This window comes from Corynebacterium pyruviciproducens ATCC BAA-1742, assembly GCF_000411375.1.
Taxonomy (GTDB): domain Bacteria; phylum Actinomycetota; class Actinomycetes; order Mycobacteriales; family Mycobacteriaceae; genus Corynebacterium; species Corynebacterium pyruviciproducens.
This window is the reverse complement of the sequence record NZ_KE150448.1, coordinates 435,607-454,719: the sequence shown is the minus strand read 5'-3', so window position 1 is coordinate 454,719 and position 19,113 is coordinate 435,607. Positions and strand designations below refer to the sequence as shown.

The following is a 19,113-nucleotide window of genomic DNA, read 5'->3' as shown; positions in this document are numbered from 1 at the left end:
ACCCTAGCGTGTTACAAGCGGTAGGCGCGGTTGATGGCGCTCGTCACCGCCTTGACGGAAGCAACGGTGATGGAGGAATCGATACCGACGCCCCAGAAACTCTTGCCGTTAACATCGGCGTGGACGTAGGCCGCGGCCTCGGCGTCATCACCGGCGGAGCGGGCGTGCTGCGTGTATTCCTGGATTTCCACATCAATACCCAACGTCTCGAGGGCGTTGGTGTAGATCGCCAGAGGACCGTTACCGGTCCCCGTCAGCTGCTCCTCCTTCCCGTTGTGCGTCACGGTGACGTCGGTGCCGTTGACGGCGGGTGCGGACAGCGGCCCGGCGGCAGTGAGGAATTCCTTCTCAAACAGCTCCCACATGGTGGCGGAGTTGACCTCGCCGCCCTCGGCGTCCGTCTTCTGCTGGACGATCTGGGAGAAGTCCACCTGCACGGGGCGCGGCAGCTCCATGCCGTGGTCGGTCTTCATAATGTAGGCCACGCCGCCCTTGCCGGACTGCGAGTTGACGCGGATGACCGCCTCGTACGTGCGGCCAATGTCCTTCGGGTCGATGGGCAGGTAGGGCACCTCCCAGTGGTCCTTGTCGTCCACGTGGCGCAGGCCCTTGTTGATGGCGTCCTGGTGCGAGCCGGAGAACGCGGTGAACACGAGGTCGCCACCGTAGGGGTGGCGCTCGTGCACGCCGAGCTGGTTGCAGTACTCCACGGTGGAGCGAATCTGGTTGATGTTGGAGAAGTCGATCTGCGGGTCGACGCCCTGGGTTAGGAGGTTGAGGCCCAGGGTAACGAGGTCAACGTTGCCGGTGCGTTCGCCGTTGCCAAACAGGCAGCCCTCGATGCGGTCGGCGCCGGCGAGGAACCCGAGTTCGGCGGTGGCGATACCGGTGCCGCGGTCATTGTGCGGGTGGAGGGAGAGGATGATTTCGTTTCGTCGGTTCAGATTGCGATCCATCCACTCGATGGAGTCGGCGTACACGTTGGGGGTGGTCATCTCCACGGTGGAGGGCAGGTTGATGATCATGGGGTTGTCCTCGGTGGGATCCATGATGTCCACCACGGCGTCGCACACTTCCTTGGCGTAGGCGATCTCCGTGCCGGTGTAGCTTTCCGGCGAGTACTCCCAGCGCCAGTTGGTGTTGGGGTAGTCGGCGGCGATCTCCTTGATGAGGTGGGCCGCATCGGTGGCGAGCTTCTTGATGCCCCCCTTGTCCTTCTTGAACACCACCTCGCGCTGCAGGATGGAGGTGGAGTTGTAGAAGTGGACGATCACGTTCTTGGCCCCCTCGCAGGCCTCGAAGGTGCGGCGGATGAGGTGCTCGCGGGCCTGCACGAGGACCTGGATGGTGACGTCGTCGGGGATCATGTTGTTGTCGATGATGTCGCGGACGAAGTCGAAATCCGTCTGGCTTGCCGAGGGGAACCCCACCTCGATCTCTTTGTAACCCATCTGCACCAGCAGGGTAAACATGCGGCGCTTGCGCTCGGGGCTCATCGGATCGATGAGGGCCTGGTTGCCGTCGCGCAGATCCACGGCGCACCACAGCGGAGCGTGGGTGAAGCGCTTGTTCGGCCACGTGCGGTCGGCGAGCTGGAAGTCCTCCACTTCCTCGTGGTAGGGCAGGTACTTGTCAAAGGGCATGGAGGAGCCCTTCTGCTTGTTCCAGGATGGTTGGTCTGCCGGTGCCGGGTTGGAGGGCGTGGTGATGCTTGCGGGTGCGGAGTACATGAAGAATAAGTCCTTAGCGTGAGATGACGGGCGGTGACAAGGACCGGTTAAGATGAGACCCGGCCGGCAAGCAGAAACTCCGCGACGGGGAGCCGACCGTTTAACGGTCCTACGATAACCCGCCGCGGCAAATAAGGATAATGCTCAGTGCCGAAGCCATGGTGGACATCATAGACCAGAAAAGGAGACAGCGTGGAAGAGACAGTAGCCCCACCCGCTGACGCGGTCACGTCATCCGAAAGTTTTAGTGGCGCGACGGCGGTGGCGAGGGGCGCCGGAAAACGCTTCTCCCACTACTTTTACCCCGGTGTCGCGGCACTGTCGGTGGGTCTCGCGCTCGTCGCTTTTGTGGTCAATATTACGGTGTTGGCGCTGTTTGGGGAGCAGGACGGGTTTATCGCCGTCGACTTCCTCGGTGGTGACTGGCTCACGCTGGCCGGTGGGGTGGCGGGCCACGCGCTCTTTATCTACGCGGTGTACGTGTTCGCCCGCACGGCGTTCAAGGATAGCTTTGTTGGCCCACTGGTTCTGGCCACGGGTTTCCCGTGGGTGACTGCCTCGTACGCGGAGCCGCGTCAGGCTGTGGGTGCGGCGCTCATTGTGCTTGCGGTGGCGGCGGCGATGACGCAAAAGCATCTCGCCAGTGCCCTGTTGGGCTTTGTGGCGTCCACGTTCACCATGTTCGCGTGGGGTCTGTGGGTGCTGTATGTGTTCGTCGTCATCCAGAAGAAGGGGAAGACGTGGGCCTGGGTTGGGCTCATCACTTTGTTTACCCCCGTTGTCTCAAGGGCTGAAGCACACCGTCTCATCGCCGAGGGGCTGTTTCATGAGGTCTCGCTTGTCGGCGTGTTCCTCATTCTCACCGGCATTGTCTACCTGTGCAGCCGGGAGGGGCTGTGGCTGCCGGGGTTCCTCGTGGTGGGTCTCGTGCAGTGGCGGATGTGGACCACGTTCACCATCTCGCTGGCGGTGGCGCTCGTCTGGCTGCCGCTGGCGGTGCAGGCGCAACGCACGCTGCGCAAGCTGCCGTTCATTGTTGTCAGTGTGGTGTGGGTGTTCTTTGGCGCGTGGGTCTCGGCCCACGGACTGACCTAGATTGTCGATTGCTTGGACAGGGCGAAGGTGGAGATCACCATCGCCACGGCGGCCACGGCCATGAGCAGCCACCCGTAGCCGGTGACCTGGAATCGCTCGCCGAGGACGGCGTAGCCGAGCGCGAAGGCAACGAAGGGTTCGGCCACCGTCATCGCCGGCAGGGAATGTTTGAGGGCGGCGGCGTTGAAGCTCGACTGCTGCACGATGGTGCCCAAGGTGGCCATCGCGATGAGCGCGTAGCCCTCCCAGTTGAACACGAGTGCGTGGAGGCCACCCGTCATGAAGAGGTTGACCGTGGCCTTGGAGAGCACCGCCACGTAGCCGAAGATCGCCCCGGTGACGATACCGAGCATGAACGCCTTCTCGTGGCGCAGGAGGGAATAGGCGATGCGGTCGAGCGCCGTGAGGAAAACGCCGCCGACGAGGAGCGCTGGGATCCACCGCGCGAGGTTTGGCTGCACCGCGCCGTGGGCCGGGTTGCCCACGATGACGATGATCGCCACCGCTGCGGAGAGGATGAACGCCCAGAACAGCTCCACCTGGCTGATCTTCTGCTTCTGGTACACCGAGGACAGGGGCAGTGTGAACATGAGTGAGAGGCAGAGGATCGGCTGCACGATGAGGAGCGTGCCAAAGCCGAGGGCCACCACTTGGAATGCGTAGCCCAAAAAGGCCGTCGACAAGCCAGCCCACCACAGTGGGCGACGGATGACCCGGAGGATGGGGGAGTCGCGCAACCCACCGGAGGCGTCGGGGGCCTCCTCAGCGATTCGGTGCCTGACCACCGTGCCCCACGCAATGGTGAGCGCGGAGGCGAGGGCGAAGAGGACGGCGAGAACATTTGACACCTTTTCCACCATAACCGCGTCGCTTCACATGAACCGGTCTGTCTAGGTACAATCAACGCAAACAGAGTTACCGAAGGAGCAATGGTTCATGGCGCTAGTTGTGCAAAAATACGGCGGCTCCTCCCTTGAGTCCGCCGAAAGAATCCGAAAAGTCGCGGAGCGAATCGTTGCCACTAAGAAGGCCGGCAACGAGGTCGTGGTCGTGTGCTCGGCCATGGGTGATACCACCGATGACCTGCTTGATCTCGCGCACGAGGTGAACCCCGTGCCGCCCGCCCGCGAGCTGGACATGCTTCTCACAGCCGGCGAACGCATCTCCAACGCGCTCGTGGCCATGGCTATCGAGAGCTTTGGTGCCCACGCGCAGAGTTTCACCGGGTCGCAGGCCGGCGTGCTCACCACCGAGAAGCACGGCAACGCGAAGATTGTCGATGTCACCCCGTTCCGCATCCGCGAGGCGCTGGACAAGGGCAACATCTGCATCGTCGCCGGGTTTCAAGGCGTGAACAAGGAGTCCAAGGACGTCACCACGCTCGGCCGTGGCGGGTCCGATACCACCGCCGTGGCGCTGGCCGCAGCGCTTGGTGCCGACGTGTGCGAGATCTACTCCGACGTGGACGGCGTGTACACCGCCGACCCGCGCATCGTGCACAACGCGCAGAAGCTGGACAAACTCTGCTTTGAGGAGATGCTCGAGCTTGCCGCCAGCGGTTCGAAGATCCTCGTGCTGCGTAGCGTGGAATACGCGCGCGCGGCCGGCGTGCCCATGCGGGTGCGCTCCAGCTACAGCAATGACCCAGGCACACTTGTAACAGGAACAATGGAGGAAATCCCAGTGGAAGAAGCAGTACTGACCGGTGTGGCTACCGACACCTCAGAGGCAAAGATCACCGTCCTCGGCATCCCGGATACGCCCGGAAATGCCTCCGCTATTTTCCGTGCCATTGCCGACGTGGAAATCAATATTGACACGATTCTGCAGAACATCAGTTCTCTTGAGGACGGTCGCACAGATATCACGTTTACGTGCCCCCGCGCCGATGGCCCCCGCGCCCTCGAGGTGCTGAAAAAGATTCACCTTGAGCAGGGCTGGGAGAACGTGCTTTACGACGATCAGATTGGCAAGGTATCGCTCGTCGGTGCCGGCATGAAGTCCCACCCGGGCGTGACGGCTGAATTCTGTGAAGCTCTTCGCGATGCGGGCATCAACATTGAGCTCATCTCCACCTCGGAAATTAGAATCACTGTGATTATCCGCGAGGACGACGTTGAGGCTGCGGCTCGCGCCATCCACGAGAAGTTTGAACTCGGTGGCGACGAGGAGGCCGTGGTGTACGCGGGCACCGGCCGCTAAAATCGCACCATATCGGGCATATAATCACATGGCTACAGGGCAATAACCTGCAACCATGTGGTTTTGTGTGATTTTTCTCACCATTGTATAAGGGGGTCTGCATATGGGCAGGTTGCGCACTGTATGAAAAAAATTTGCTGAAAATTTCATGGGAAAACCATTTGAGTACGAAACGATTGCTACATATAATCACAGGTGACAAGACAGTCAACAGCTGGAAAACGTAATAGCGGGCCAGCAGAACGTTTGAATGCCGTGACGGTCTTCTCGAGAACCCTGTATTCCTTTTCTCTTGGGTGCAGTCTCCTCGGCTGATCGTGGGCGAACTCGCTATGCAGTTATACCGATGGAGATGACATGTACAAGTTAAAGAAAATGGCAGCGGCCGTAGCAGCGTCCGCTCTCATCGCCACGGGCACCGGGTTTGCAACCCCCGTGGCTTTGGCGCAGGGAACCGCCACGAACGAGACCGCCGTGGCCCCCGCTGCAATCCCCGCTACTGGCACACTCGCCATTCACAAGGTGATTGGGGAGGCAAACAAGAAGGTGCGCAGCGATGGTACGCAAAAGGACGTTAAAGGCGAGCCCGGTAACGGCATCACATTCACCGTGACCCGCCTGGGCACTGACACGAGCACCCCGATCGACCTCACCACGCAGGACGGTTGGGCCGCCATCTCTGGTAAGCAGATGAATGGCACGGCGCTGCCGGAAGGCCTGGTTAAGACCTCCACCGTCAAGTCCAAGGCAACCGAGAATGGTGCCGTCAGCTTCGAGAGCCTCCCTGCAGGCATCTACCTCGTCGAGGAGCCTGCAAACCAGGTCACCTCGGAGGGGCAGGCCGTTGTCGGCTCCGCCCCGTTCCTCGTCACCGTCCCGATGACGGATCCGAATGGCACGGGCTGGCTGGATACTGTCCATGTCTACCCCAAGAACCAGGTTGTCCAACAGCCGACGAAGCAAATCACGGAGGTTAAAGGGACCCAGCCGGGTGTCAATATCGGCGAGAACATCGCCTACACCATTGAGGCGCCGATCCCGACGGCGAACAATGCCGACGGCGACAAGGTGCTGCCTGCCTCCTTCACCGTCACGGATAAGCTGCCCGCAGGTCTTGGCAAAGCTGAGAACATCAAGGTGACCCTTGGCAGCCAGGAGCTGACAGCGGATCAGTTCACCGTCATCCCCGGCCAGGTGGGTGACCAGCACACCGTCCGTATCGTGGTGAAGCCGAGCACGCTGACCGATAAGACAGACGGCGTCAAGCTGACGGTCTACCTTGAGGCTCCGGTAGAGAAACTGGACAAGGCCCTCAACAACACCGCGTGGGCAGTACCGGAGGACTTGTCTTCCGCAGACTCGACGTGGGATCCGGCAAAACCCGGTGACAAGGGGCCGCAACCCGGTACGAGCACGGGCGATAAGGAAGCAAAGGCCACCTTTGCTGATATCACGATCACCAAGAAGAAGGCGGGTGCCGAGGATAAGCTCGCCGGAGCCAAGTTCCAGCTCTACCGCTGTGAGGGCGGTGCCAAGATTGGTAACCCGATCAATGTGAATAAGGCGAACACGTGGGAGACCGGCGCAGACGGCACGGTGAAAATTAGCGGGCTGAGCCTGACTACCGCCAATACCCAAGGCACGATCACGAACCCGTGGGATAACCAGGGCGATTCCTTCTGTCTGGTGGAGTTTAAGGCACCAGACGGCTACGCACTGCTGTCCAAGCCGGTCGTTCTTGACACGATCAACGACGAGGCGCTGAAGACCACGTCCCAGGACGATAATGTGCTGGTCACCCCCACCATCGAGAACGCGGCCGATGCGGGCATCCTCACCCGCCTGCCGCTGACCGGTGGTATGGGTATCTGGCTCATTCTGGCCGCTGGCCTCGCGATGATCATCGTCGGCCTTGCCTACTCCCGCAAGCGCGTCTAACAGTCGCACGAAAAACCTGCTTGCGCTGTGACCTGATCAGAGCGTGAGTTTTGGGAAAAGGAAATGGAAAGGGTCACGCCGTGGCACACGCAATTAAAACGCGCGATGAGTCCGCTAAGACTCAGCCGTCGCGGCGTGACCTCATTCCCCTCCTCCTGGTGCTGCTCGGCATCCTTGTCATGTGCTACCCGGTTGTCGGGACGTACTACAAGAACATGCAGCAGACGCAAGTAGCCGACGCCTACCGCAAATCCGTGACCTCCCACCCGGAGGACTACTCGGCCATGCTTGATGAGGCACGACGCTACAACCAGGAGAATACGGGAGCGCCGATCCTTGACCCGTGGCTTGCCCGCGTCAGTAAGGACAACCGTCCGTACCAGGACTATTTGGAAAAACTGAATCCTACTGGGAACCCCGCCGAGCCGATGGCGGCGTTGGCGATCCCCTCCATCGAGTCGGTTCTTCCCGTCTACCACGGGACGGATCCCTCCACGTTGGAACACGGTGTCGGCCACCTGTACGGGTCGGCGCTGCCCGTGGGCGGTGACGGCACGCATACGGTGCTCACCGGCCACTCGGGTTTGACCAACGCGACGCTGTTCGACCACCTGGACAAGGTGGAGGTGGGGGACCGGGTGTTCCTGACAGTGTTCGGTGAGCAGCTTGCCTACGAGGTGGATGCTATTGATGTGGTGCTGCCGACGGAGATCAGCTCCCTCCAGTCGGAGGATGGCAAGGATCTCCTCACGCTCATCACGTGCACGCCGTACGGCATCAACTCGCACCGCCTGTTGGTGCGCGCCCACCGGATTCCGCTGGATCCACAGGAGGCCGACGAGGCTTTCCAGTCCCAGTCCAACTGGCAGTGGTGGATGACGCTGGTCGTCGCCATCATTCTCATCGCATTACTACTACTTGCATTAAGGAGGCGGAAAAATGATAAAAAAACTGGCGCCCATCGTGCTCGCCGCCGTCCTTAGTGCTACCCCGATTGTCGCCGTCGCCACCAATGTCACGGTGGAGATCGACCCCGGCAATCCGTACAGCCAGACGGCGCAGCCCCCGACGGAGAATGTGCTCGTCACACTCACGGGGCCGGTGACGCGCTCGCAGCGCACGGTCTCTGGCAAAACAACGTTTTCTGAGCTTCCCGACGGCTCGTACCAGGTCACTTTCCCCGAAACGGAAGTCTTCGCGAAAGGTCGCTTCGACCTTCCCTACATCGACCCGGTGCGAAACAAGCCCGCCGATGAGCTCATCGTGAACCCCAAGTTCACGCCCGGCACCATCAATCCAAGCATCATTGACAAAATCGCCACCATCGTCGGCATCCCCGTCGTCGGAGGCATGGTGTATCTGTGGCTCGCCGCTCTGGGCCTCGTCCCGGGGCTCGGCCTGCTCTCCTCGGACAAGACGCAGGCCCCCGAACCTGCTGCAGAGCCCCCGGCCACCGCCACCCCCGGTCCGCCGCAAACGCAAGCGCCGGAGCCGGGGCTACAAGAAACCATCCGTAGAGGTTTGGCCTCCACCGGCGCGAACGTCTGGTGGGTCATGGCCCTCGGCCTGGCCATCATCCTCGCCGGTTTGATCCTCCTCATTGCCCGTCGTAAGAAAGAAAGGAACGCACAATGACTCGTCGCACATGTGCCAGCATCGCCGCTGTAATCATGCTTGTCCTGTCCGTCATCGGCGTACCTTTCATCGCCCACGAGACCGCCACCCCGACAGCTCAAGCCCAGACGACGGGCCCCGCCTTCGGCGCCAACGAGCAGTGCGTGGAGAACCCGCAGGGGCCGAAGCCACTGAAGGGAATTGCTTTCCTCCTCGATATCTCTTTCACAAATAATGCCCTGTATCACATGTATGATGCTGGCCTTGACGATATGCGCGATCAGATGCGCGTGATGGCGGAGGCATACAGTGAGCAGGGAGGCGACTTCGCTGCTATCTACGTGTACGATTCCACATCACCGTCAGCCCACGTTGAACGAAATCCGAATTGGGAAACCTCACCTACGGATATCCGGGGAGCAAACTTTGTCTTTAATAACCCCAAATCTGCATGGAATCAATTCGATAATTACCTCCGGGAAAATTTCCCCTTAGGTGACCGTGAGAATCCGAGTGCTCACCACAACTGGGCAGCCGCAATGAAGCGTGTCGCTGATGATCAGGCAAACGGATGGATGTACACAGACGTGATCAACATGCCGTTTGCTGCTATGACCGAAGGAACCCGTGGCATCCCAAACCCCACAAGGGGCGAACCTGAGTATCGCGAGATCGACTTCCGGGATTACATGGAGTGGAAGAATGTCGTAGAAAAGAACGGTGCAACCATCCAGACCGTCGGTCTAGGGGATACGTTTACTGTAAACTACTCCATTACCTGGAAGGATCCGCAGGGGGACAAAACGGTCCGCAAGCCTGATCTTCCGACTAAACACAAAGACCTGATGAAGGTCACATCCTCAGAAGGGACGAATACCACAGCAAGGCCACTCACCTCAATGACCCGTGGTTTGACTAACGTTAGCCACCGTGACAGTCCGATAGACAATAGCGGTTACAGGTACATCCGCTCGGGTGGATTTCCGGGAATTGCGAACCAGCAGAAATCAACATGTCTGACGATCTCTGTCGGCAAGGACGATGGAGATGGGAATGTCACGCTCGATACGACGGAGCGTACTTTCCACCTGGACACATCCGTGCGGACCGGTTTTTCTGAAGGTACGGATAAGGGCCTCGACGTAGTTACTGAGCGTGGGTTCGCCAATACCCAACTGCCCAGAATCGAGCAGAAGATTTCCACCGCGCTTCCGGGCGTGCCAGACGACTACAAGAGCACGACGATGCCCGTGTGCTACGCCTCCATGGATGGTAAGACGTGGGAAGAGCTCGAGGTGGGTAAGGATTCCACGCCAACGAAGCTCGATGTCGATCTGCCTGCGGCTGCGAAGGTCAACTGCCAGTTCACCGTGCGCAAAACCACGTCGGTGACGCTGGCGAAGAACGTCATCGCGGACTCCAACATTCAAAACGAGCTGGATAGCGACCGTTACGGCCAGTACCACTTCGCCTACACGTGTGAAGACAAGTCCACTGGGTTCTCGGTGTCCGGACTGTTCTCACCGGTGCGCCGGAACAAGATTGGCAGCGACAACAAGCCACTGCCGCCACTCGAAGGCGACATGCAGCTTCCCGCGGAGATCCCCGCAGATCCGAATAATCCCTCCGCAGGGCCTGCGCGGATCCCCGTCGGGGCAACATGTACTATCACAGAGCTCCAGCCACGGGTAAGCGAAGGCTACTTCAGCCACACCACCTCGTGGGACGCCGACAGTGCAGGCACCCTCAAAACAGGCAAGGCGAGTTCTTTCCCGTACCCGAAAGTGCGAGAACGCGAGCCGATCGGCGAGTGTGGTCTGACCAAGTGTGAACGCACGTGGATCGAGCGTGACACATCGGTGGAGAAGGAAAACCCGACAGCGACGTTCGTCGTCAAGCCACAACAGGGTGCCGACGGCGTGACCGTAACATCGACGAACACCTACAAGTCCCCGAAGACCCTCTTCAAGGCCTCCCTTTCGGTGACGAATCCCGACGTGCTGGGCAAAGATGAGCCGGAATACGTGGACGTGACGTTTTCCTGCCGCTATATTCCCAGCGCGGATAAGCGGCCGGAGATCGCCTCCAACCCCGAACAGTACCCCGTCGTCGTGGGCTCTGGCTCCCAGAGCGTTCCCGTGAGTAAGGATGGAAAAGCCGAGGCTGTGCTCGGCGAGTTCCCCGTCGGCACGCAGTGCGAGGTGAACACCATCGCACCCGACAAGAAGAAGGAATCGCCACTCATCCCCGGCTACTCCTACAAAGCAACGTGGTCGTCGCGGTCCTGTATGAAACAGATACCGGACGACCCCGGCTACACCGATACGCCACAGACGTGTAAGGGTAACTACGTCTACGCTTACTCGGAATCCGACTCCGGCAAACCGGTGGAGACCGAAACCGTCGATGGCGTGCCCATGGACGTGCACAAGGTGCACGCCGACCTCACCTTCACCAGAAGCACGCGCGTCCTCGATGTTACCAAGCAGCTCGCTGGCAAGGCAGGAAATGAAGTCCTGGCCAGGGAATTCAGTGCGACACTGTCCTGTACGGATACGAAGTACCCGGACGTGACCACGGTGCAGGACCAGAAGCTCACCCTGAATCCGAATACCACCCAGCACATCGACGTGCCGGTGCGTTCCTCGTGCACGGTGACAGAAGACAATCCGAACACCGAGGATTCCCTCCTACAGATCACACCACCAGTACCGGCGACGGTGAACGTAGACGTGGGATCCACTGCGGACATCCCCGTCGACATCACCAACACCGTGGAGGACAAGTACGCAGAATTCTCCTGGATGTACACGCCCAACACAGCTGGTGGAAGTGACCCTCTGCCAGCGGAAACGCAGGCACAACTGCAGGGGCTTCCTATGGACTTCAAGACGGTGTGCGTGCTCCCCGATAACGATCGCTTCGAGGTGGTTAACGAGGCCATCCTGCCTGGTGGAACGTTTAGCATCGGCATCCCCGACAGTGCGAACGTGAGCGAGCGCTGGGAAAAGAACGGCAAACTGCCCTACGGCACCAAGTGCCGCACCACCTACGTACCCCCGAACTTTAAGGAGGCGGGCATCGAGGCGCAGGCTAGGCCCTCCGGTTCCGAAACCAAGCTTGGCAAAGAAATCCGCATCACAGGTGACGAGAGAAACGATGCCGTCGTCACCTTCGAGCGCAAGACGTCGTCCGTACGTGTCAACGTCAGCCACATCCGCCCCAACGTGCCCGATGTCAGTTTCTATATGCCGGAGAAGTACTTCGTGGACGTAGACTGCTCGCGTGCTGGTGTGGGAGTCTACGGTAGCTACCGCAATCCAGTTACTACGGATCAACCGTGGGCAGAATTCACAGGTGTACCGGACGGTGCCATGTGCAAGGTTAAGGTCTACGACGCGCCGGGTACAACATGGCAAGATGCCTTTACCCGGAGCACAACCATCACCACTGGCCCACCGGCCAACCTACGGGTATCGGTGCCCCCGGCCGAGGGCGACTCCACCGAAGTCAGCGCCATTGGAAGCGCCGACGGTCACGCGGTGATCTTCGAGGGTGAACTACATGTAAGCGACAGCGCCGCGACACTTGATGTCACCCACACCTACGCACCTATCACCCAAACGCTGACGGTGAATAAGCAGCTCACCGTCACAGGTGCCGATGACAAACCCGTCACGGACGAGAAGCTTCTCCATGCGTTCTTCGGCGACGATGAAACCTGGAAAATCACTGCTAGCTGTACCCGCAACGGGCAGACCATCGAGCGCGGCGCGCAGGTCAGTCCCACCGCGCCGGCTGTGTTCCACGTGCCCGTCGGCGCTGACTGCTCCGTGACAGAGCACGAGCAGACCTACACCGGACTCGATGGGCCAACCATCGCCTACAACGGAGTGGCCGCTGCGACACCGTATAAAGTGACGCGCGGCCAGGACCACACCATCGATGTCAGCAACACCTACGCCGTGCAACTGGGCCAGATCAACCTGAAGAAAAAGGTCGACGGCACCGGTGTACAGACCGTGAACGGCGGGCGCAGATTTAAGGTGGACTACACCTGCCGCCTGGGCGAATGGGAAAAGAGCGGGCATTTCAAAACTACCCGCTTTGACCAGGCACCAAACTTCGCAGTGCAGGATGTTCCCATCGGCGCAGCGTGTACCTTCACCGAGGATCCGGCGAGCTCTCGCAACCCGGAGGACATCTCCGGACCGAATAAAACCGGCGACCCCGCGAAGGAAAACGACGCGTATTACTCGCACTGGGAGACGCGCTGGAATGTCACCGAGGACAAACTCGGCTTCGACACCGAGCAGCTGTGTTCCGGCTTGGCCAACTGCAAGGTTACAAGCAAGGAAAAACACGAAGCCCAGGCGACCTTCACCGTGAAGGATAAGGGCTTCAACGGCACCGTCGTGCTGTGGAACACCTACGACTACACCAAGGTGCCACTGGTGCTGCAGAAAAAGGTTGCAGGCGACGGCCAGCGGCTTCTGGAGGGTGGCAAGCTGGAGCCTGTCACCGTGGACTACTCGTGCACGCACCCCGCGTGGGCGACATCGGACTTGAAGGAAAAGAAATTCATCCCTGATCCGACAATCGCTGGGTCGGTCACCTTCGACCAGACCGTCGGTGAGGTGGCTATAGGCAAGGACATCCCCGGCAACTTCGTGTGTACGGTGACAGAGCGTCCCTCCGACACTTTCCACGGCACTGTGACCGTGGGGTACTCCGGTACTGACAACCGAGTGACTACCTTCACCACGGAGAATGCGAACGGCATGGTGAATAACAGGGGCGTGTTCCAGATCGACCGGAAACTGGCGAAGTCCAGCCAGAAGAAGGTGCGCGATGACGGCACGTACGAGTGGGTGAGCACCGGCAGGCAAGAGCTCACGCTCACCAACGATTACCAGCGCCCCCGCGCGCCACTGACGGCAAACTTCGGCTACGAGAAGGGAATGGCCGGCGATGTGTCGCCGTGGATTACGGATCCAGACGGTGGCATTACGGTGACCGGTTCCTGTGAGGACCCCGACGTGCCCGGTGTGACCGATCCGATTAACGGCACGCTGAAGCCGGGGGAGGACGTTCTCCTCAACGGCGATGTCATCGCGGGTTCCCAGTGCACGCTGACGACAACGGCAAAGGACAAGGCGCCAAACTCGGTGATCAACGTGACGGAGACGTACACGCAATCCGCAGGCGATCCGCTGAAGCTGATCGGCACCCTGCAGGAACCGGATAAGTTGCAGTTGCGCAACGGGCCGAACAAGCTCGATATCCGCGCTTCCTATATCGTTCCGCAGGTGAGCGTCAGCCTGACCAAGGAGGTGGTGGGCGACGATGAGAAGAAGATTGTCGGTGACACGGATCCCATCCCGTTCGACTACACGTGCACATTCGCCAACCTCATTGGCGAGCAACCGGAACCATTCGCACCGCAAGGTGGCTTCGACCTCACCCGCTCTAGAACGTGGTCGCAACTGGTTCCCACGGGCAGCTCCTGCACGGTGACGGAAAAACAGCCGGCCCCGGAGGTAGCAAAGAAACTCACCGACAAAGGCGCGCAGATGTCGCCGTACACCGTCCAGGGTGAGGACAAAATCGCCACGTCCACGGCCACGCTGGATAAGGACCATCCGCAGCTGACACTCGTCAACGCCATCTACCGCACTGACGCGGAGGTGCAGGTGCAAAAGGTGCAGGCCGATCTCACGACGGCCCTTGAAGGCTCCCAGTTTGCCATCTACGAGGCGACGCAGAACGGCATGGCGGCAACGCCGGTGGCTACGATGGCCTCCGTCGCCGGAGAGGCCGGAAAACCTGGCCCTGCGGGCCGATTCACCGCGCGCCTCAAGCCGGGCACGTATTACCTCGTGGAAACCCATGCTCCTGCGGGCGCAGCACTGCTACCCGGCGCGTGGAAGTTCACCGTCAATGCGGTCAACGATCCGAAGCGGGAGTTCGCGGATCTGCAGATCGAGCTGGCGGCCAGGACAGAGAACTCTGGCCTGGTGACGGTCACGGAGGCGAAGCCCGAAGCTGGTAAACCAGCGATGATCCAGGTAGCTAATATTCTGCAGGGCAAGCTTCCGCTGACGGGCAGCTACGGCGTGTTCTGGTGGATCCTCGGCGGTCTGGTGCTTATCGGCGCAGGTCTTGTGTGGAGGCGCCGGTCAAACGAAAAGCACTAAACCTGGAGAAACCACTAGACACAGTGGAGCGATGGGCTAGAATAATGGGAAATTAATCCCACAGGAAGGAACGCTATGACCACTGTTGCTGTTGTTGGTGCTACCGGACAGGTGGGGCGCGTGATGCGCTCGATTCTGGAAGAGCGAAAGTTCCCGGCCGATAAGGTTCGTTTCTTCGCCTCCGCCCGCTCCGCCGGGCAGACGCTCGAGTGGAAGGGCGAGGAGATCGAGGTGGAGGACATCGCCAAGCAGACGGTGGAGACCCTGCGCGGGATCGATATCGCCGTGTTCTCCGCCGGTGGCTCCGTGTCACGCCAGTGGGCCCCCGTCTTCGCCGAGGCGGGTGCCACCGTGGTGGATAACTCGTCGGCGTGGCGCAAGGACACCGAGTGCCCGCTCATCGTGAGCGAGGTGAACCCGGACGATGCCCACAACACGCCGAAGGGCATCATCGCCAACCCGAACTGCACCACCATGGCCGCGATGCCGGCTCTTAAGGCCCTGCACGACGAGGCCGATCTCCGCGTCCTGCACGTGGCCAGCTACCAGGCGGTATCCGGCTCAGGGCTGGCCGGTGTGGAAACTCTGGCCAAGCAGGTGGCGGACCTTGGCAACCACAACGTGGAGCTCGCCCACGACGGCTCGGTGCTGCAGCCGGATGACCTCGGTCCGTACGTCAAGCCGATCGCCTACAACGCCCTTCCCTTCGCCGGCAACCTCGTGGATGACGGGTCGCTGGAGACCGACGAGGAGCAAAAGCTCCGCAACGAGTCCCGTCGCATCCTCCACATCCCGGATCTCAAGGTCGCCGGCACGTGCGTGCGCATCCCGGTGTTCACCGGTCACCTGCTGGTGGTCCACGCCGAGTTCTCCCGTGCCATCACCCCCGATCGCGCTGAGGAGATTCTCTCTCACACCCCCGGCGTCAAGCTTGTCGACGTTCCCACCCCGCTCGATGCGGCCGGCATCGACGATACGCTCGTGGGACGCATCCGTCAGGACCAGACCGTCGATGACAACCGTGGTCTCGTCCTCGTCCTCGTCGGCGACAACCTCCGCAAGGGCGCTGCCCTGAACACGGTCCAGATCGCCGAGCTGCTGGTCTAGCTCATCAGATCTTTGCGGGCGCGCGCGACGCGGGACCGGATGGTTCCCACGCGCACGCCCGCTATTTTTGCGGCCTCCTCGTAGGAATACCCCAATACCTGCGTGAGCACGAGGGCCTCGCGGCGCTCCGGGGGAAGGTCGTGGAGCAGCAACCTGACGTCGACAAGCTCGGACCACTCGGGGGGAGTGGAGTGCTGGACATCCTCGTACTCTGTCACCGACTTCTTGGGACGCGACTGCTCGCGCCGGATCTGATCAATCCACACCCGGCGGGCCAGCGTGATGAGCCACGTCTTCGCCGTAGAGCGGCCCTGGAAACGAGGCAGCGCCGAAATCACCCGGAGGTACGTTTCCTGGGTCAGATCGTCGGCCTCCTCGGGGGAGGACAGGTGGGCGAGCAGCCGCCACACGTCCTTCTGGGTCAGCTTGATGAGCTCGGTGAGCGCCGCCTTGTCGCCCTTCCCGGCGGCGAGCGCCAGCCGGGTAACCAGTTCATCCTTGTCCATGCCCTCGATCTTACGGGGCAGGTCACGTGCCCCAGCGGGGTGGTTGCCGGTGTGGCGTTACCCGCGCGCCGTTTACCTTTACTACCTTTATCTTTTATGAAACGGCTCCTGGCATTGCTGCTCCTGGTGCCCCTCGCAGTGGGCGCCTTCTTCGTCACTGACCTCGCCTCCACGTGGAGTGAGGACGAGGGCGCGCCCGTCCCCATGGTCTCCGGTGCGGATCTCGTCCCGGCCCGTCGCGCCGCCGGTGAGGCCTCCACGCAGGCCGATTTTGTTAAACGAGGCACGAAGGAGCTCGTCGACGGCTCCAAGCAGCTTTCCGACGGCATGGGCGAACTGTCCTCCGGTGCCGGCACCGCCGCCAGCGGCGCCCAGCAGCTCAACCAGGGGATGGTCCAGCTCCAGGCCGGCACCGCCCAGCTTGCCGACGGCGCCACCCGCGTCGCCGACGGAGTCGAGCAGGCTGTTGGCTACGTCAACCAAATCGGTGTCATCCAGCAACAGCTCCTCGCCATGATCGACGAGACCGATGCCGACCTGGCCAAGAACCCGCTCCCCGACGCCAAAGAGGCCCGCGCCCGCCTCGCCGAGGTGCGCCCCCAGGTGGAGAACTTCGAGTTCGACGCGAACATGGTCGACCAGCTCGCGCAGCTGCGCTCCGGCTCCCGCGAGATAGCCAACCAGCTGGGCAAGAACGGCTCCCAGTACCACGACGGCATCTACACGGCCACCCAGGCCTCCAAGCAGCTTGCCGACGGCCTCGCCACCCTCCAAAGCGGCGTGGACCAGGCCAAGCAGGGTGCCGACGACCTCAACGCCGGAGCCACCCGTGTCGACGCCATGGCTCAGAAATCCACGGACAACGCCAAGGGCACGGCCCGGGCGATTCCTGTCCTCCCTGTCGTGGAGGCGGAGGAGGAACCCTCCGAGTTCCTGCCACCGCTGTATTCCTTCCTCGTCAGCCTCATCGTCCTCATCGGCGCCGCTTTCGTCGGGCTCACGCGCCTGCCGCTGTGGTGGAAGGTGGGCTCCAACGTGGCCATCGTTGCCTTGGGCCTGCTCCTCGTGTGGCTCCTCGGCACCGCGCTGTCCCCGCTGGCGATTACCGGAATCGCCGTGGCGCTCGCCCTGACCGCCGCCGTGGGAACACTCTCCGCCACCCTGTTGACCAGGTACTTTGGACAGATCGGATACGCCGTGGTGCTAGCCGGCACGCTCGTGCAGGCAGGCGTTACCGGCTGGGTGTGGCAGTCGCTCACCTCCGGCGGCTCCGCCTTGTGGGCACGCGTGCTCGCGGGCGTTATGCCGCTCAACTACCCCACCGCCGCCATCACCGCTATGGGCAACGGCGGTAACCAGACGATCATCTGGGTGTGCCTCGCCGTGCTCGTGGCTTTGGCTGCGGTATCCGGCGGGCTGCTCGCAACCACGCGGGACGAGCAGCTGGCGTAGCTGTGGGGAGCGCTGCATAGTTTCTTTTCCTGCGCTCTTGCGTAGGGCTGCTGCGGTTGTGGGCACCCTCCCTAAAGTTTAGGGCGCGATTAATTTACCGAATCGACGTTTTCCCAGGTCGGTTGATTTTCATCGCTGGATCGCGCCCTAAATTTTAGGGGGGAGGGGGTTTCGGCTCGCGGAGTGAAGGCAGTGGTGTCAGAATGAGGGCATGACATTCGGGGAGGAATTCATTTTTACGACACGGCTATCGTCATGGGAACGGCAGCAAGTTTCTCACCGGAACCTGGCGGGGCGGCTGGTGAAGCTCGCGTGCGGGATCTACTATCCGCGTGATAGTTTTGAAAGGCTGCGGCCCGGCGAGCAGGCGTTGACCCGGTCACTTGCACTGGGGATATCTGGTAAGACCCTGGTGGGGAAGTCGGCGGCGGCGATGTGGCATCTTCCGGAGGTAGACCTTTACCATTACGTGCCGGAAGTAAGAGGCCGGCAGTACTGCACGAATCCGGGGGTTATTGCACGGCATGTCACAGCCCTCGGCACTACCGAGTACGAGTGGAACGGCTACCCGATGAGGCTCACTTCGCCTGCGCTGACGGTGGTGGATATCGCCCGTTGGCATGGTTTGGCACGTGGCGTGTGTGAGGGGGAGAGCTTTGTTCGTCGCAAGTTCACGGATGCGGTGGAGCTGGAGCGCGCGTTGGCACTGAGAACACACTGCACGGGAGAAAAAGTGGCATGTGAGGCGGTGGGGCTCATTGATGGGGGATCCGAAAGCTACCGCGAGGCGGAGGTGAAGGTGCGGCTGTACCAGCTGGGGTTTGGCGGGTTTTACCAACAGGCGGAGATTTACTCGGCCGATATGGTGTGGGTGGCACGGGTGGATTTCTTTTTCCCTGATCAATCCGTGGTGGTGGAATATGATGGAAAGGGTAAGATCCACGGCGAGTTCAACGTTGATGCGATTACCGCCGTTAATGACGAGCGGGACAGAGAACGGCGCCTCGTCAGTTTGGGGATCCGCGTGGTGCGGATAACGGCGAAGAGCTTCCGAACCGAGGAATGGGTAGAAAACTTGCAAGCTGCGCTCAAACAAAACGAGGGCCATGTGTACCCGTCTGAGCTCTGGCGGAAGCAGGATTGAGGAAGCCCCCTTGAGTGTGACACTCAAGGGGGCTCGTCTTGGTCGGGATAACAAGATTTGAACTTGCGACCTCCTCGTCCCGAACGAGGCGCGCTACCAAGCTGCGCCATATCCCGTGGACACCACGT

At 61.0% G+C, this 19,113-nt stretch carries 12 protein-coding genes and 1 tRNA gene; 9 read left to right on the top strand and 4 right to left on the bottom strand.

Annotated features, from left to right (window positions below):
• Nucleotides 1–11: 11 nt before the first annotated feature.
• Complete coding sequence (gene leuA, locus HMPREF1219_RS11650) at nt 12–1,730, bottom strand: 2-isopropylmalate synthase (protein ID WP_016459132.1); 1,719 nt, start codon at nt 1,728–1,730, stop codon at nt 12–14.
• A gap of 192 nt (nt 1,731–1,922) precedes the next feature.
• Between leuA and HMPREF1219_RS11645 the strand changes: the two genes are divergently transcribed.
• Nucleotides 1,923–2,825, top strand: coding sequence for a hypothetical protein (locus HMPREF1219_RS11645; protein ID WP_016459131.1), 903 nt, complete (start codon nt 1,923–1,925; stop codon nt 2,823–2,825).
• Here the strand turns inward: HMPREF1219_RS11645 and HMPREF1219_RS11640 are convergent.
• Nucleotides 2,822–3,685 carry a DMT family transporter gene (locus HMPREF1219_RS11640; protein ID WP_016459130.1) on the bottom strand — a complete coding sequence of 288 codons (864 nt, stop codon included), beginning with the start codon at nt 3,683–3,685 and terminating at the stop codon, nt 2,822–2,824. The two genes, HMPREF1219_RS11645 and HMPREF1219_RS11640, sit on opposite strands and share 4 nt — an antisense overlap.
• A 76-nt stretch (nt 3,686–3,761) precedes the next feature.
• Here HMPREF1219_RS11640 and HMPREF1219_RS11635 point away from each other — a divergent pair, with 76 nt between their 5' ends.
• The 6 genes from HMPREF1219_RS11635 (at nt 3,762) to HMPREF1219_RS11610 (ending at nt 15,883) form a co-directional block, all read left to right on the top strand.
• On the top strand, nt 3,762–5,027 hold the full coding sequence (locus HMPREF1219_RS11635) for an aspartate kinase (RefSeq protein ID WP_016459129.1): 1,266 nt from the start codon (nt 3,762–3,764) through the stop codon (nt 5,025–5,027).
• Between the two features lie 357 nt (nt 5,028–5,384).
• The gene (locus HMPREF1219_RS11630; protein WP_016459128.1) at nt 5,385–6,965 is read left to right on the top strand and encodes a SpaH/EbpB family LPXTG-anchored major pilin; all 1,581 of its coding nucleotides are present in this window, start codon (nt 5,385–5,387) and stop codon (nt 6,963–6,965) included.
• Between the two features lie 80 nt (nt 6,966–7,045).
• Entirely contained in the window at nt 7,046–7,948 is a 903-nt protein-coding gene (locus HMPREF1219_RS11625; RefSeq protein WP_016459127.1) for a class C sortase, read from the top strand.
• A complete protein-coding gene (locus HMPREF1219_RS11620) occupies nt 7,905–8,600 on the top strand; it encodes an LPXTG cell wall anchor domain-containing protein (RefSeq protein ID WP_016459126.1) in 696 nt (231 codons plus the stop codon). Before HMPREF1219_RS11625 ends, HMPREF1219_RS11620 begins: the two co-directional genes overlap by 44 nt.
• Nucleotides 8,597–14,776, top strand: coding sequence for a DUF5979 domain-containing protein (locus tag HMPREF1219_RS11615; protein WP_016459125.1), 6,180 nt, complete (start codon nt 8,597–8,599; stop codon nt 14,774–14,776). Before HMPREF1219_RS11620 ends, HMPREF1219_RS11615 begins: the two co-directional genes overlap by 4 nt.
• 75 nt (nt 14,777–14,851) lie before the next feature.
• Nucleotides 14,852–15,883, top strand: coding sequence for an aspartate-semialdehyde dehydrogenase (locus tag HMPREF1219_RS11610; protein WP_016459124.1), 1,032 nt, complete (start codon nt 14,852–14,854; stop codon nt 15,881–15,883).
• Here the strand turns inward: HMPREF1219_RS11610 and HMPREF1219_RS11605 are convergent.
• On the bottom strand, nt 15,880–16,389 hold the full coding sequence (locus HMPREF1219_RS11605; protein ID WP_016459123.1) for a sigma-70 family RNA polymerase sigma factor: 510 nt from the start codon (nt 16,387–16,389) through the stop codon (nt 15,880–15,882). The two genes, HMPREF1219_RS11610 and HMPREF1219_RS11605, sit on opposite strands and share 4 nt — an antisense overlap.
• A gap of 96 nt (nt 16,390–16,485) precedes the next feature.
• Between HMPREF1219_RS11605 and HMPREF1219_RS11600 the strand changes: the two genes are divergently transcribed.
• A complete protein-coding gene (locus HMPREF1219_RS11600) occupies nt 16,486–17,841 on the top strand; it encodes an X-X-X-Leu-X-X-Gly heptad repeats protein (protein ID WP_016459122.1) in 1,356 nt (451 codons plus the stop codon).
• A 211-nt stretch (nt 17,842–18,052) separates the two neighbouring features.
• Nucleotides 18,053–18,985: a PDDEXK family nuclease gene (locus tag HMPREF1219_RS11595; RefSeq protein ID WP_040427800.1), complete on the top strand. Its 933-nt coding sequence runs from the start codon at nt 18,053–18,055 to the stop codon at nt 18,983–18,985.
• A 39-nt stretch (nt 18,986–19,024) separates the two neighbouring features.
• On the opposite strand, the gene HMPREF1219_RS11590 is transcribed toward HMPREF1219_RS11595, so the two are convergent.
• A tRNA-Pro gene (locus tag HMPREF1219_RS11590) sits at nt 19,025–19,101 on the bottom strand.
• Nucleotides 19,102–19,113 lie beyond the last annotated feature (12 nt).

Excerpts from the sequence above, each read along its gene's own strand:
- leuA (WP_016459132.1), bottom strand. The coding sequence starts at position 1,730 with ATGTACTCCGCACCCGCAAGCATCACCACGCCCTCCAACCCGGCACCG.
- HMPREF1219_RS11640 (WP_016459130.1), bottom strand. The coding sequence starts at position 3,685 with ATGGTGGAAAAGGTGTCAAATGTTCTCGCCGTCCTCTTCGCCCTCGCC.
- HMPREF1219_RS11635 (WP_016459129.1), top strand. The coding sequence starts at position 3,762 with ATGGCGCTAGTTGTGCAAAAATACGGCGGCTCCTCCCTTGAGTCCGCC.
- HMPREF1219_RS11630 (WP_016459128.1), top strand. The coding sequence starts at position 5,385 with ATGTACAAGTTAAAGAAAATGGCAGCGGCCGTAGCAGCGTCCGCTCTC.
- HMPREF1219_RS11620 (WP_016459126.1), top strand. The coding sequence starts at position 7,905 with ATGATAAAAAAACTGGCGCCCATCGTGCTCGCCGCCGTCCTTAGTGCT.
- HMPREF1219_RS11615 (WP_016459125.1), top strand. The coding sequence starts at position 8,597 with ATGACTCGTCGCACATGTGCCAGCATCGCCGCTGTAATCATGCTTGTC.
- HMPREF1219_RS11610 (WP_016459124.1), top strand. The coding sequence starts at position 14,852 with ATGACCACTGTTGCTGTTGTTGGTGCTACCGGACAGGTGGGGCGCGTG.
- HMPREF1219_RS11605 (WP_016459123.1), bottom strand. The coding sequence starts at position 16,389 with ATGGACAAGGATGAACTGGTTACCCGGCTGGCGCTCGCCGCCGGGAAG.
- HMPREF1219_RS11600 (WP_016459122.1), top strand. The coding sequence starts at position 16,486 with ATGAAACGGCTCCTGGCATTGCTGCTCCTGGTGCCCCTCGCAGTGGGC.
- HMPREF1219_RS11595 (WP_040427800.1), top strand. The coding sequence starts at position 18,053 with ATGACATTCGGGGAGGAATTCATTTTTACGACACGGCTATCGTCATGG.